This window comes from Oxalobacter formigenes, assembly GCF_002127965.1.
GTDB lineage: Bacteria > Pseudomonadota > Gammaproteobacteria > Burkholderiales > Burkholderiaceae_D > Oxalobacter > Oxalobacter formigenes.
On the sequence record NZ_CP018787.1, the window covers coordinates 1,771,350 to 1,786,745 of the forward strand.

Genomic DNA, 15,396 nt, shown 5'->3' on the forward strand with positions numbered 1-15,396 from the left:
GATATTATCTGCACGGGATTTATGGCATGAAACCAGAAAACCATTCCATCCTCATCAGACATGAAACCTGCGACACCTGCCGGAAATGCGTACAGGTCTGCCCTGCAGGGATTCTGGTTCAGGAAAGGAAAAAAGAGCCGATCGGCGTAGAGCATTTGGAAAACTGCATCGTCTGTGGACATTGCGCCGACGCCTGCCCCACCGGTTCACTACAGCACAGCGCCTTTCCTCCGGAAACTATCCATCCCATCGACTATTCCCGAATGCCAACGCCTGAGCAGGTGATGCTGCTCATCAAATCCCGGCGCTCCAACCGCGCCCTGAGTGCCAAAACGGTTCCACGGGAAAAGCTGGAACAAATCCTCGAAGCCGCGCGCTACGCGCCCACCGCGTCCAACCGGCAACAGGTTTCCTGTACGGTAATTACCGACCCGGATACACTCCGGCAAATCGGCGACTTCACCATTAACGTATTCGATGCCGCTGCAAAAAAACTGATGAATCCGGTCGTCAGATTTCTTTTCCGGCCTTTCCTGAGGCAGGCTTACCAGTACCTTCCGACACTGCAGCGCCTGAAACAGCGGCATGAAGACGGTTACGATCCCATCCTGCGCAAGGCCACGGCCCTGATCCTGTTTCACACACCGGCGTCCTGCCATTTCGGGTGTGAAGATTCCAATCTCGCCTACCAGAACGCTTCCCTCATGGCGCAGTCACTGGGCGTTACCCAGATATACATGGGATACGTCATCCGTGCCATACAACAGGACAGCAGTGGCACCTTTTCCCGCATTACCGGCATTGACGAAAAAATCCACGCGATCATGGCACTGGGAATACCATCGTTCCGATACCTCAACTATACTGAACGGTAAGCGTATCCCTATCAATTCAGGCAGAACAGACTGATGGCATCCCTTTTCCTCCGCCGGTTCATCCATACCCTTGTTTTCAGCTCATTGCCGTTTGCCGTCATGGTGACGCCTGCCTGTGCAGGCACAAGCGAACTTGTCAGGGACGCTTCAGGCAAACCCATGTTCGAGTTACACTTTTTCGATCAGGGGGAACGATATGGCCAATACGAATCGGCGGAATATCCCAATGTCTCCAGCTGGACGCTTGACGCCGCGCAGAAAAAAGCGGTCGGCAAAGCCGTTTCCCTCTGGGCTGACATACTGGGGCCCGGCAGTGTCAACACGGCCCCTGTCACCATCAACATCGGCACATTCGATGATGAAAATGCCGATGCAGGAAGCGTTCAAAATCAGGATGCAACCGGAAACGCCGGATATACGGGAATGGCAGGCAGCCTGATCCTGAACCGGGCGGCAGAAAATGCGGCGCAAATCCGTGTCGGCACGTTTGATTTTTCCATTCCGGAACACTTCTCGCCCATACCCTCCACCGGCGGGACGGATCTTGTGGCCGTTTTATATCACGAAGTGGGGCATGCACTGGGTATGCTGTCATGGGCACAAGAGGAAGGAAACCAGTGGCAAGTGAAAACACCTTCACTGTGGGATACCCATCTTGTTGACCAGTATGGCACTCGTCTGGGGAAAAACATGCTTATCGTTCCCGGGAACGCCAGTGGCAGGCCCGGCACGGATTTCATTGTCGGTGCATTCAACCAAAGCGGTGTGGTCTTCCGTGGCGAACACGTCTCCGGGGTGCTCAATGGTGCGCTGGGCAACAGCCTGCCCATTGAAGGCTTTGAATGGGACATTTATGGCAACCTGTCTGCCGACCTGTCGCATATCGAGCTGGAACGTGGATTGATGAGTCACCAGAGTTACCGCAACTATACGACGTTCATGGAAGCGGAAATGGCAACCCTGCAAGACATCGGCTACACCATCGACCGGCGCAATTTATTCGGCTATTCGGTTTACGGCGACGATCTCACCCTGACCAACACCAACGGCTACTTTGCCCGTAACGCAGCCGGTACCGCTTACCTCCCGGGACAGGCCAACACCGCCACACTGGGCATCGGCCTTCACCTCTACGGCAAGCGTAACGACGTGACACAGGTGGCCGACCTGCTGGCAGGAGGGACAGCCGGAACCGGTATACGGGTAGATGGCAGCGCCAATACCGTACGCATCGACCCCGGTGTACAGATAGCCGCCAGCGGCGAATGGGGAACAGGACTGCTCGTGTCCTATGGCAAGGAACACACCGTCATCAGCCGGGGAGACATAGAGGCAGAGGGATATGGCGGCATTGGCGCGCGATTCGACTTCGGCAACAATGTGCTGGGCAATGAAGCCGAATACCGCGGTTCGTGGATTCGGCAAAGCAGAGGATACTCTCTTTCCGTCACCGGAGATGATGATAACGGCTTCGCCCTCAATCTGGACGGCCCGCTCGTAAAACGTTTCGATGTCTCGGGAAAACTGTCGGGCAGCGCCGCTGCCATTTACATCGCTGAAAACGCTTTCGTACAAAACATCAATATCATGGCAGGAGCCGATGTCAGCGGCAACATCGTTTCCCTCTGGAACCCGGAAAATCCCGACATCCAGTACACCGGCAACCGGGCAGACCTGCGCACAGCCCTCACCTTCGGCCTGAAAGCCGACGACACGGGTGCCGCTACCGTAACGCCCGATACGGCCTTCTCGATGGCCCTGAAAGGAGGCATTTATGGTGGCAATAGTATCGACATGAGTCTGGCCGCAGGCCGTCTGGACGTGGGGACGCTGGATGTCCATTCATTGCAAAATGACGGATACCTTTCCCTGTACGGCGTGAATGCCGACGGAAAAAGCGCCACTGTCATGGATAACTTCACCAACTCTGCCAGTGCGACACTGGAAACCGCCTTCACGTCATCCGGAAAAACCATCGGGATTACAGCCGCTTCGGCCAGCCTCGACGGGACATGGCGAATCCGTCCGGCAGCCAGCTTTTACCGCGACGATACCCCGATAACACCGGAATCTCCGGTTGCCGCCCCGACCGTCTCAGGCCAATTCAGTCACGTTACCCTTGCCGCCGCGGCCTCCCCCACCCTGCAATTTACTCTGTCTGATGACAATCCCTCCGCTCCCGCCGTTACGGCAAAACGTGAAGCCGACGCCTACAGCCGCTATGCCGGCAATGCCGGAGCCGCGTCCGTCGGCCGTGTCCTGCCCGCTATCGCAAACCAGGCCACAGGCGACATGAAAAATCTCTTTACCGCGCTGGATTTTTCCGCCATGAACGGCAACGACATCCGGGAGGGCCTGAAACAGCTGACGCCCGGAGCCTACGACACCGTTGCCCGTGAAAGTCTGGACAACCAGCATGAGCAAAACATGCTTTCCATCTCGCGGCTGCTTGACACAAGCGCTGAAAACACCTGTGCAAACATCCCGCCGGAGTCTTTTTCCGGAAAAACCCGTTGCAATGACTGGACCGTTTCCGTCCACCCGTTCGGGCGCGTCAGCCATCTGAAACCGCATGGCGGAAAAGCGGGTTACACCAGTTCCGGTGGCGGCATGACCATACAGGCCGAAAAAACCGCCTCAAACGGCCTATCGCTCGCCTTTGACGCCAGTCTCTCGGATCGCCGCATTACCTCCGAAGGGGGTTATTCCGCCAAAACCCGCACCCTCGGCGGTTATGCCGGTGCGAACGCCCTCTTCAAACCGGCACACTGGAACGGTTCCTACCTCATGGGCATCGCCCGGCTCGGCATTGAAGACGTCGAACTCGAACGGCGCATCGCCGTCAACGGCTACAACCGCAATCACACCGGCAAATGGACAGGTTTTACCGGCAGTGCACTGGCTGGCATCGGCAAGGACTGGAACAGTGGAAACCCTGAGAAAAACATAGCCGTCGGGCCGCTCGGCTGGCTGGAATACGCTGTCGTCACCCGGGGTTCCCTGACCGAAAGCGGCGAAGGTGCATCGAAACTTCACGTCAACTCCGATACTGTTACGAGCTTTTCTTCCGCATTGGGCATGCATGCCGCCTTCACGAACCGGACTCCAGAAGGCACGCTGCAATGGAACGCACTGGCCGCATGGCGCCACCAGTGGCAAAACGAAACGCTCCATACCACGGCCCACTTTGCCGGATATGGCGAAAACGGCTTTACGAGCGCAACGGGTATGACCGGAAAAGACAGCCTCATCGCGCAAATTGGCGTCAAGGCCACCGACACCAAAGGCCGCTTCGCCCGACTGATGGCTGGCAGTGAATGGTTCAGCTCGAAAACCGCCTCATATTACGCCAGTGTGAACGTCGGCCTTTCATTTTGAAAACACGCCTGAAACGTTTTCCGGTTCCTGACCAGTATCCGATACCATCCGCAAAAGGATAATCATTGCCAGTCGAGACCATCTTCCTGCTTTGAAGAGCGAAATGACCTGCGGGCAAGCCCCGAAAAAAACGGGACCGTAAAGGTCCCGTTTCCTGAACGCCGCCAACCCGGCAAGGCACTTCAATAACCGTTGTCTCAAAAGCGCCATCCAAACCGGGCACTCATTGTCTGCCATGTCTGGTGGCTGGATGCGTCAAGGGCATCATTCAGGCTGAACGACATGTTTTTCCTTTCCATCGTCAACCCGACACCCGCATTGACGGACGAACTGTCCATAACCGGCCGCGAAAGCGAATCCCTGACCGGCCAGCCTGCCAGAGCCACGTCAAAATGCGCATTCCTGTCCCCGGTTACCGGGACGAAAGACAGATCGCCGGATGGACGGAGAGTCCAGCCTGAAGATGTTTTGACCTTTGTTGTGACCGAAAAACCGATCGGGAATTCCCAGATATTCTGGCGCGATTTTCCCGTTTCGAAAACTGCGTCACGGCCAAGACGCGTCGTGAAACTACTTACATCCAGCGACGTGAAACGCACTCCGGCATAGGGACTGAATTCAAAACCATCAAAACAATTTCAAAAAATCCTCTTACCTGAAAGCACTAATTTATTTTCAGGTGATGAAACCGCTCATGAATCTCCTTCAACTTCATTTCAATCTCAGCTGGTTATGGCCTCTCATGCCCGCCCTTCTCTTTTTGTACTGGCAAACGCTCTGCATGCGACGACAAAAAAGGTATCGAATTCATGAAGAAAAAAGAGAATTCCCGTAAAACCGTCATAGTTCCCAACAAAAAAGGCTGCCATCCAACTGGCCATTTTCCTCATTCCGAACAAACCTTCCTTCCCGGCAATCATATCCCTGAATACGATCACCTGATTGACATGCAGGTCTTTCGCCGCATGAATCAGTGTGAGGTTCTGATTTCCGCCAACAGCCCCTGCAAAAGACGTTTTTCAAAAAACCTGTTCCATTTTTGCCGCACTTTCGGCTGAAAATTCCTGAAGTTTCCCGATTGAACTGAAAGTTACAACAAAACACTTCAAAACAGTTTTATTGCCTGATAGCATTATTCCATCCCGTCAATTTTCCGGTTCCTTATGGGAACCTTTCGCGCTCATGAATTCTTTTCAATGGCACATTGTCAAACTCAAACACCGCGCACTTCTGTCCAGCCTGATCGTCGCGGCGGCTTTCATTCCCTTTTCATCGACAACAGCAGGGACAGCAAACCCGCCCACCATTCAGAAAACTCCCGAACTTGCCCGTCAGGTCAATGAAACGCTTAACTTCGATCACAAAACAGAAGACATCCTGAAAACACTGACGGAATCAAAAAACCCGTCCGATAAAACCCTGATGGGAGCGTTTTACGGTTCCGGTGCAGGTGGAAAACAGGACTGGGGAAAAGCCCGGATGTGGTTTGAAAAAGCGGCCAGTGAAGGCGATGCGCACGCTGAATATTTTCTGGGTCTTCTTTACATGGGGGGTCTGGGCACCCCCAAAGATTATGACAAGGCGTTTCATTGGCTATTGTTGGCCGCCCGTAAGGACATTCCCGACGCACAGTACCAGTTGAGTTGGTTCTATGCCAACGGAAAAGGTACGAGCCAAAGTCTGCGTGAAACGGTTTACTGGATACAAAAGGCAGCCCACAAGGGGCATGTAGTAGCCATGCGAAGCATGGGAATGCTCAGTTACTCGGGATTAGGCATGCCCGAAAACAAGGTCGACGCTTTCAAATGGTTTGAAAAAGCGGCGAGTGCAGGCGATGCCGAAGCCCAATATCACCTTGGCATGTCCTATATGGCAGGCAAGGGAACGGAAAAAGACGGAAAAAAGGGAGAAGAATGGCTTTATCGTGCCGCGCTGCAAAATCAGACGAAAGCCCAGGATTATCTTTCCGTCCTTTATGTGCAGCGATTGCTTGATAAAAAAAACAGGCCGGGCGAAATCGAACAGGCAAGACAGTGGCTGGAAAACGCCGCCCGACGAAACGATAAAAATGCGATATACATGCTGAACGTCATTGAGCAGTATTCTCGCAAAACATCGAAAAATCAGGCCGAAACCCTCGACACCCTTCGTCGTCGCGCCGAACAGGGCAATGCCGATTCCCAATTCATGCTGGGAGAGGCCCTGCTTGCCGGAACGGGAATGAAGAAAAATCCGGAAGAAGCTGTCCGCTGGTTTGAAAAAGCGGCAAAACAGGGCAACATTGATGCACAGTCCGCCCTGGGATATATGCATTATTTCGGCGTCCATGTCCCTGTCGATTACGCAAAAGCCATTCCCCTGTTAAAACAGGGTGCCGATAAGGGGAACAGCCAGGCACAAACCGCTATGGGATTCGCCTATGCCAGTGGAACAGGAATTGCCAAAAACGAGCAAAAAGCATTTGAACTGTTTGAAAAAGCGGCCCGGAACAATGTCCGAAGTGCCCAGTTTTACCTCGGTGAAATGCTTGAAAATGGCATTGGAACCCAACGAAACGTCCCAGAGGGATTGGCATGGATCGAAAAATCGGCGAAGGCAGGATACGACCAGGCCCAGTTTACGATGGGAATAAACGCTCTCCGTGGCAAGGACAAGATGCAAAATATTGACGAAGCGCGCAAATGGATGCGTCTGGCCGCCAAACAGAATCATGCAGAAGCCCAGTACATGCTCGGCATGTCATATTTTCTGGGAGAACTGACACCGGAAAATCAAAAGGAAGGTATTTTCTGGTGGGACAAGGCCGCCGCCCAAAATCACGTCGAAGCCCGGCTCATGCTGTTCAAGTATCACTGCGATCCCAAAATGCATTATGCGGATCGTAAACGATGTTCCTCGATCTCTGAACAAATGCACGATATCCGTGACCCTGACGCGCTTTATTCCCTTGGAGAATTATTTTTTTTCGGTAATGACAACCATAAAAAAAACGTCCCGAAAGCTGTCGATTTTTTCAGCAAGGCGGCTGATCTGAACCATACAGAAAGCCAGTACATGCTGGGGCTGATTCTCTATTCCAAAACGGATGTCGGACAAAACAAAAAACAAGCCTGCCAGTGGTTTGAAAAAGCGGCAAGTCACAATCACCCGGAAAGCCAATATATGCTCGGAATCTGTGTTCTCGAGGGGAACCACACTTCCGCCGACAAAAAAAAGGCGCTTGAACTGATCAGACTGGCAGCCGACAAAAACGTCAGCATCGCCCAGAACAAAATGGGGTATCTGTATGAAACAGGCCATATCGTTCCGAAAGACATGAAAAAAGCCATCGAATGGTACACACTTGCCGAACAGAATGGATTTACGGATGCGGCTTACCATCTGGCCCTGTTGTACCTTGCCAGTTCCCCACCCCTGCAAAACGATCCGCTGGCTCTGCGTTATCTTGAAAAAGCGGCTAGCGCAAACAATACAAATGCTCTTTATAAACTGGGAACGTTTTATTTCCACGGTCAATACTCGGCCACAAAAGATCGGAAAAAAGCGGCGGAGTATTTCCGCCGTGCCGCCAAACTCGGCCATAAAAACAGCCAAATAGCCTATGCCGACATCCTCCAAAAAGGTAAGGGAGTTGAAAAAAACGAAAAACTGGCTTGCGAAATCTATGAAAAAACAGCCAAAGAAGGTAGCCCTTACGGACAATTCCGCTCAGGACTGTGCTATCAGACAGGTCTTGGAAATAGACCCAAAAATCCTGCCAAAGCGGTCAGTCTTTTTGAACAGGCAGCCAGACAAAACCTGCCGGATGGCCAGATTGCCCTGGCATACTGTTATGAAACCGGACAGGGCGTTGCCCAAAATCTTGCGCTGGCGTTCAAATGGTACAAAATGGCAGCTGAAAAGGGAGATGTCGGCAGCATGATCACAACCGGAAAGATGCTGGACAAGGGAGAAGGAACAGCACGCGACAGCAAACAGGCTTTTTACTGGTTTTCAAAAGCGGCTGAGAAAGGATCACCCGAAGCAGAAGTTCAGTTGGGCCAACTGTATTATGCCGGACGTGGCATTTCCGCTGACATGAAAAAAGCGGTTTCCCTCTTCGACCATTCGGCCAGACAAGGCAACGCTTTGGCTCAATACTGGATGGGTTATCTCTGTCTTCACGGAAAAGGGGTCGAAAAAAATGAGCCACTGGCTCGTGACTGGCTCGAAAAAGCCGCCGTCCAGAATCAGACAGGCGCCGCTTTTGAACTGGCAAAACAGTATTGGAATGGCAACGGCATCCCGTCCGATCCGGAACAGGCTATTGTCTGGTTCACCAAAGCCGCACAAAATAACGATGTTCAGGCACAAAGAGCACTGGCGTTCATTTATAGCGTCCATGGCGCGAAAAAAGGGATAAAGCCGGATGACCAAAAAGCCTTTTACTGGGCAAACAAAGCCGCCAGATATAACGATGATCCCTCGACCAGACTGTTGCTGGGAACGTTTTATATCTCGGGAAAAGGGACCGCTGTAGATGAAAAAAAAGGCCTTCTCCTTCTGAAAGAAGCCGCAGAGAAAAACTATCCCCAGGCAATGGCGATGCTGGGTGAGTTCTATCTTGAGAAAAAAGACAGGAAAGAAGCACAAATGTGGTTCAAGCGTGCTGCCGCCTCCGGTGATCAGAAGGTCATCGAAATAATGAAGAAAAAAGGCGTTTATCCGCAAAACCCCGTCCATCCCTGAAAACTCGTTAACGGAAAACTTGACACCAATGAACCCTTTGCCATCAGACAGCCATTTTTTCAAACGTTTTGTACGGGGATATATCCTGCCTTGCCTTTTCTTCCCCATCACGGTAGCCACAGCCTCTCCGGCTCAGCACCTTGTTTATCCGGAGATCATGGAAATGCCACAGGAGATAGACCAAACCCTGCTGGTCGATCATGACAGTGAAAAAATACTGAACAAACTGGCGGACTCAAACGCCCCCGCCATGAAAACACTCATGGGAGCCTGGTACGCTATCGGAGCCGGAGGCAAAAGGGACTGGATCAAAGCCCGCATCTGGTTTGAAAAAGCCGCCACTGAAGGCGACACAAGAGCCGCATATCCCCTCGGTCTTTTATACTCGGCCGGTCTGGGCACCCCCATCGATTACGACAAGGCCTTTTACTGGCTGTCAATCGCGGCACGCCAGAATATTCCGGATGCCCAGTACCGGCTGGCAGGACTTTATCAGGAAGGAAAAGGAACCGCCAAAAGCGAACGTGAATTCGCTTACTGGGTAAAAAAAGCCGCTGGAAACGGACACATTGACGCCCAGAGAGCCATGGGAATGATCCTTCATTATGGTCTCGGAGTTCACAAAAACCTTCCTGAATCGGTCAAATGGTTTGAAAAAGCAGCCAATGCCGGAAACGCAACCGCACAATATTATCTCGGCATGGATTATATGAATGGTAATGGCCTCGCCAAAAATGAAAGGGAAGGAGAAAAGTGGCTTTATCGCGCCGCCATGCAAGACCATCTTGAAGCTCAAACATATCTCGGCACCATTTATCTGAAACGCAAGCTTCAAAATGAAGGTCAGCCACCGGAAACCGCCCTTGCCATCCAGTGGATGGAAAATGCCGCTACGCGAAATGACCCGTACGCTATCCGGCTTCTATCCATGGTGTACAGGCATATTCCCGAACTGCAAAACAACGCCAAAGGCATGCTTCATCTTCGCCGCAGTGCCGAGATGGGGAATGCATCAGCCCAATTCGATCTCGGAAGAACCCTGTTTCAGGATAAAAACTCACCTGCAAAACGCAAGGAAGCTGTCGTCTGGCTTGAAAAAGCCGCGCAACAGGACGAACGTAGGGCACAGGCTTTTCTTGGTAACATGTATTACTATGGCGAGTTCGTTCCTGTCGATTATGTCAAGGCGCTCCCTCTTTTGATGAGGGCTGCCGACAAGGGAGACAGCTTTGCACAATACACGCTTGGTTTGGCTTATATCGATGGGAATGGCATTGCCAAAGATGAACGAAAGGCTTTTTCATGGTTGGAAAAATCAGCCAGTCAAAACAGGGCAAGTGCCCAGTATTTTTTAGGACTTATGTACCTTGATGGAACAGGGACACCTGTCAATGAGGAAAAAGGCATCCGTTTGCTCAAAGAATTAGCAAAGACAGGGTATGTCTATGCCCAATATAAGCTTGGTACCTACGCCCATAGCGGGCTTCATATGGCCAAAGATCTGGCAGAAGCGAGAAAATGGTACCAGTTGGCGGCCAGTCAGGATCATATCAAGGCGAAATACTGGCTCGGCATGTCCCTCTTTCAGGGCCCGGACAGTGAACAGGACAGGAAAAAAGGCGTTTACTGGTTCACCGAAGCAGCAAAACAGGATGACCCGGATGCGCAGCTTGAACTGGGAAAATCCCTGCTCTACGGCGATGGTATCGACAAAAACGAAAAGCAGGCGTGCACGTGGTTCAAAAAAGCCGCCAATAACCAACAGCACACCGGCCAGTATTACGCAGGAATGTGCCTTATGCGGGGCATCAATGGGCCGGTCGATATTCCGAAAGGAATGTCACTCATTGAAATGTCTGCGAATAATAAGGTCTCAATGGCCCAGTTCCAGCTTGGGAAACTGTATGAATATGGTTTGAAAGAGTTGCCGAAAGACATCTCGAAAGCCATTGGCTGGTACACACGTGCCGCAGAAAATGGACATGCAACTGCCCAATACCGGCTGGGAAAGCTTTATCTCAAAGCTGATACTCCACTCAAAAATATTCCGCTCGGCCTCGAATTCCTTGAAAAATCCGCTTCACAAAATATAACCAGTGCCATTTTTGATCTGGGTAACATTTACTATGACGGAAAAATTGTCAAACAGGATATGGCAAAAGCGTTGAATTACTTTCAGAAGGGAACCGGACTGGGCCATCTCCCGAGCCAGAATTTTGTCGGATTCATGATCGAGAATGGAAGCGGAGTTAAAAAGGATAAAGAAAAAGCATGCAAAATCTATGATGAAACCGGTCGACGCGGAAGTGCATATGGACTTTACCGCTATGGCTTGTGCCAGCTTTCCGATCCCGATCCATCCCCGGAAAACCAGAAAAAAGCGTTTATTCTTTTCGAACAGGCTGCCCGAAAAAATCTGGCAGACGCCCAATACTTTTTAGCCCTGTGTTACGAATATGGCAAAGGGACTCCCAAAAACCCTGGCGAAGCTATTGAATGGTACAGGCGTGCCTCGGAAAACGACAAACCGGAAGCACTGTACCAGTTGGGTATGCTTTATATCACCAGCCCGTCTCCTCGCCAAAACATACCGCTGGGTCTGGATTATCTGGAGAAAGCAGCCGCCCGGGATCTGTCGTCCGCATTCAACGAACTGGGCCGAATTTATTATGACGGGAAAATCGTCAGGCAGGATCTCAAAAAATCCGTCTTCTGGTATCGCAAGGGAGCACAATCGGGAGATACAAGAAGCCAGAATGATCTGGCTTATATGATGGAATACGGTAAAGGTCTTGAAAAAGACGAAAAGGCGGCCTGCACGATGTATGAAAAAACGGCAGGGGAAAAAAACGCTTATGGCCAGTTCCGTCTGGGGCTCTGCTATCTGAATGGAAAAGGCGGTAAAGCGAAGGATCAACGGGAAGCAGTCCGGCTCTTCGAATCTGCCGCCGGACAAAATCTGGCGTCTGCCCAATATTTTCTGGGAATTTACCATAAAGAAGGTAAAGGTGTCGTCAAAAACATGAATGAGGCTTTCAAATGGTACCTGACGGCAGCCGATAACGGTCACGTCAGTTCCATGTTTGAAGTCGGTAAAATGTTCGCTAATGGCAGAGGTACGGAACGCGACGACAAAAAGGCATTTCACTGGTTTGAGAAAGCAGCTGAAAACGGGTCTGATTCCGCTTTGACCCAGCTGGGCATTATGTATTATAAAGGCTTGGGCATTTCAGCCGACAAAAGCAAAGCCGCCTCCTTTTTTTTGAAAGCTGCCGAAAAAAACAATTCATACGCCCAACACTGGCTCGGCTATATGTACCTGTACGGTAAGGGGCTGGAAAAAAACGGGGAGCTGGCAAATCAGTGGTTATCAAAAGCGGCTGACCAGAATGAAACGGGCGCGATTTTTGAACTGGGAAAACAATACTGGTATGGCATGGGCGTCCCGGTCAATCCTGAAAAGGCAATCGTCCTGCTTCAAAAAGCAGGGAACGATGGCCATGTTATTGCACAAAGGATACTGGGCTATATTTATGCTGATGGCGGCCCGGAAAAAGGGATTCCCCTTGATTTCGAAAAGGCCGTCCAATGGTTTGAAAAAGCGGCCCGACAAGACGACGCCGCCGGGAAAATGGGGTTGGCATTGCTCACTCTGACCGGAAAAGGAACTCCAAAAAATGAGGAGAAAGGTATCCGGCTTTTGACGCAGTCTGCAAACATGAATTATCCATCCGCGATGGAACTGCTCGGGGATTTTTATCGTGAAGAAAAAGGTGATAAAAAAGAAGCGGAAAAATGGTATCGTCGTGCCGCCGAAACCGGCGACAAAACCGTTATCGAATCCATGAAGAAAAAAGGCGTTTATCCGGCAAACCCGTAATCCCGCCCAATACAAAAGGCAGCAGGTCCATCCACTGGCTGCCTTTTTCTTATACCAAACAGATTGTGTGCAACTCACTTCCCTGCAATCACGTCCCGAAGCACCACCGCATGATTGACATGCGGGTCTTTCGCCGCATAAACCAGCGTGACATTTTTCGTTTTCAGCATGTCACGGATTCTGGCAATCTCCGGATTGCCTTCCAGTTCTTCCCGGTACAGTTTCGAAAATTCCCCGAATTTGTCGGGCTCGTGATTGAACCATTCCCGCAATTTTGTGCTGGGCGCAATATCCTTCATCCAGTCATCAAGATGTGCCCGTACCTTTGAAATGCCGCGTGGCCAGAGCCGGTCTACCAGAATCCGGATGCCGTCCGTTTCAAGCGGCTGTTCATAAACCCGTTTGATCGCCAGTGACCGCATGTCCATTCTCCCTTCATGTCCATTTCGATGATACGGATACGGTGAAGTTCTACGTCTGAAACAGACTATAGCATGCCCATAACATCGTCAAAATGCCATTAAACAAAAAACGGCAACCATCAGGTTGCCGTTTTTCCGGATTCTGCAAGGCCTAGGCAAAGACCCGGGCCTTCTTTTCCATATAAACGAACTTCAGCTCGGGTGTCATTTCCTCTTCCTTGAAACGGACATAACCGAGCCCTTCATACAGTTTCAGGTTTTTCAGGCTGACATTGCTCGTGAAGAGTTCATAGCGCGGCTTCGGGCATGCCTTTTCAACGGCCACCAGAAGCTGGGTACCGATACCCCGTCCCTGCCTTTCCGGCAAGACCATGAGTTTCGCGATGTGCAGGGTATCGCCCTTTTCACGTGCACGAACCGAACCGATAATCACGCCCACTTCATCGACGGCTTTCAACACGATGCCTTCACGGTATTCCTTTTCCAGATCTTTCAGGGTCTGCATCAGCGGAGGGATTCTCTCATTACCCAGCAATCTGGCCTCGCTGCGGAACGCGCGATACTGGAGAGCCAGAATAATGCCCAGATCTTCAGGCTGTGCTTTCAGAATTCTCAAAACAGACTTCCCTTCCAGAAAAAGAAACACCAAAGACGGGACTATAACCGGAAATCACTGAAAATAAAATAAAAAAAGCGAAAAACCGGGCTGACCGAAGAGAAAAAATTTTATAAAATATTTCCGTCGGGCGCTTTTGCGCCCATTTTTTTTAAAATCACCCCAAAAGCCTCTCCCCGAAAACCGGAGAGGCTTTTTTTATGGAGAAAACATGACACTACTACCTGAAAAAGACCTTCTTGCAGGCACCAAAACACCCAAAACCACGACCGGCGAAATGAAAAACGCCCTTGGCAAAGTACGTGATTATCTGGCCGAACTGTTTGGCGACGACAGCATGGACAAGGAAAAGGCACGACAAACACTGGGCATTGACTTGTCGGCTCTTTCCGACAAATCGGATATCGAAGGCGCCCTGTCGATGAAAGCGGACAAGGCCGAACTGGAAAACAAGGCCAGTAAGGAGATAACCGATGCTCTTGAAAAGAAGATCAATACTCTTGAAGCGGAAATAGCAAAAAGGGGAATACCCGTCGGGTCAATCGATTATTTTGCCACTTCTACGCCACCCGCCGGATACCTGAAAGCGGATGGATCGGAAGTCGGACGGGAAACGTATCCGGAATTGTTTACGGCAATCGGCACAGTATTCGGTGAAGGCAATGGTGACTCGACGTTCAACCTGCCAGATTTGATGGGCCGGTTTGCACAAGGAAGTACGATTGTGGGGCAGAGAATCAAGGCAGGTTTGCCGGATCATAAACATATAGAAGGTTTTGCAGGTGTCAATCCGAATTCTTCTTATGGAGTCGCCACGACTGCGCCCCAGGGGAACATAAACACCCAGAGTGGAACCAGCGTTTCAAATCATCCATACACATCGCCAGCCTCTCTTTCAAACCCCATATATGGGGCATCAGATACTGTCCAGCCGCCAGCATTGACATTGCTGCCTTGTATCAAGGCCTTCGACGCAGCAACTGGTCCCGGACTAATCGACGTGACCGGACTGTCGCAGGAAATAGCTTTAAAAGCAGACAAGAAAAACCTGTTCGGTATTGGCCAGACCTATCATGATGTCACCCATGAAAGGCAGAATCACGTAATCTATACAAACACTTCATCAAAACCTCTTTTTGTATCCATATACGGTTATGCAACATACCCGATGCAGTTCATTTTGATGATAAACGACCTGTCTGCCGTCAATACATCCAATAATCCCCTCGGTTATGGCGGATTACAGGCTGTCGTGCCACCGGGCGCAACGTATCAGCTGAAAAATATGGTAACCATCGGACAATGGTTTGAGATGAGATAAACTGAAATGCCCTTTTCTGGAATGAAGTAAAGACAAACAGGTTTTCTTCGGACGAAAAAGCCTGTTTCCAAAAAATATTAACGTCAAATCCCGGTTCGTTTTGGTTCTTCGCATAGTCAGAGAATCCATGCAGGAGTATCCTTTGATTCAACAGAAAAAATCTGGTGAACAATGAG

The 15,396-nt window shown here is 50.8% G+C and carries 7 protein-coding genes and 1 pseudogene; 5 read left to right on the forward strand and 3 right to left on the reverse strand.

The genetic code is table 11. From position 1 onward, the window contains the following. Positions 1-26: 26 nt before the first annotated feature. Together BRW83_RS08545 and BRW83_RS08550 are read left to right on the forward strand one after the other, a co-directional pair. The gene (locus BRW83_RS08545) at positions 27-875 is read left to right on the forward strand and encodes a nitroreductase family protein (protein ID WP_005880073.1); all 849 of its coding nucleotides are present in this window, start codon (positions 27-29) and stop codon (positions 873-875) included. Between the two features lie 33 nt (positions 876-908). Then, positions 909-4,253 (forward strand): autotransporter domain-containing protein, encoded by a 3,345-nt coding sequence (locus BRW83_RS08550; protein ID WP_005880072.1) that lies wholly within the window; start codon positions 909-911, stop codon positions 4,251-4,253. Positions 4,254-4,450: 197 nt separating this feature from the next. Here the strand turns inward: BRW83_RS08550 and BRW83_RS08560 are convergent. Further along, positions 4,451-4,870 (reverse strand): annotated as a pseudogene (locus tag BRW83_RS08560) (autotransporter outer membrane beta-barrel domain-containing protein); the annotation flags it as partial. 565 nt (positions 4,871-5,435) lie between these two features. Here BRW83_RS08560 and BRW83_RS11770 point away from each other — a divergent pair. Both BRW83_RS11770 and BRW83_RS11775 read left to right on the forward strand, forming a co-directional pair. Next, positions 5,436-8,981, forward strand: a complete 3,546-nt coding sequence (locus BRW83_RS11770) for an SEL1-like repeat protein (protein WP_005880069.1) — start codon at positions 5,436-5,438, stop codon at positions 8,979-8,981. A 157-nt stretch (positions 8,982-9,138) separates the two neighbouring features. Next, positions 9,139-12,861 (forward strand): tetratricopeptide repeat protein, encoded by a 3,723-nt coding sequence (locus BRW83_RS11775; RefSeq protein ID WP_187367761.1) that lies wholly within the window; start codon positions 9,139-9,141, stop codon positions 12,859-12,861. A gap of 74 nt (positions 12,862-12,935) precedes the next feature. On the opposite strand, the gene BRW83_RS08680 is transcribed toward BRW83_RS11775, so the two are convergent. Continuing rightward, positions 12,936-13,283 carry a DUF488 domain-containing protein gene (locus tag BRW83_RS08680; RefSeq protein ID WP_186447504.1) on the reverse strand — a complete coding sequence of 116 codons (348 nt, stop codon included), beginning with the start codon at positions 13,281-13,283 and terminating at the stop codon, positions 12,936-12,938. A 151-nt stretch (positions 13,284-13,434) separates the two neighbouring features. Then, on the reverse strand, positions 13,435-13,899 hold the full coding sequence (locus BRW83_RS08685) for a GNAT family N-acetyltransferase (RefSeq protein ID WP_005880063.1): 465 nt from the start codon (positions 13,897-13,899) through the stop codon (positions 13,435-13,437). 211 nt (positions 13,900-14,110) lie between these two features. On the opposite strand from BRW83_RS08685, the gene BRW83_RS08690 reads away from it, so the two are divergent. Next, positions 14,111-15,220 carry a tail fiber protein gene (locus BRW83_RS08690; RefSeq protein ID WP_005880061.1) on the forward strand — a complete coding sequence of 370 codons (1,110 nt, stop codon included), beginning with the start codon at positions 14,111-14,113 and terminating at the stop codon, positions 15,218-15,220. Positions 15,221-15,396 lie beyond the last annotated feature (176 nt).

What these genes read in the sequence shown, in the direction of transcription:
- BRW83_RS08680 (WP_186447504.1), bottom strand. Translation starts at nt 13,283, where the DNA reads ATGCGGTCACTGGCGATCAAACGGGTTTATGAACAGCCGCTTGAAACG.
- BRW83_RS08545 (WP_005880073.1), top strand. Translation starts at nt 27, where the DNA reads ATGAAACCAGAAAACCATTCCATCCTCATCAGACATGAAACCTGCGAC.
- BRW83_RS08690 (WP_005880061.1), top strand. Translation starts at nt 14,111, where the DNA reads ATGACACTACTACCTGAAAAAGACCTTCTTGCAGGCACCAAAACACCC.
- BRW83_RS08550 (WP_005880072.1), top strand. Translation starts at nt 909, where the DNA reads ATGGCATCCCTTTTCCTCCGCCGGTTCATCCATACCCTTGTTTTCAGC.
- BRW83_RS11770 (WP_005880069.1), top strand. Translation starts at nt 5,436, where the DNA reads ATGAATTCTTTTCAATGGCACATTGTCAAACTCAAACACCGCGCACTT.
- BRW83_RS11775 (WP_187367761.1), top strand. Translation starts at nt 9,139, where the DNA reads ATGGAAATGCCACAGGAGATAGACCAAACCCTGCTGGTCGATCATGAC.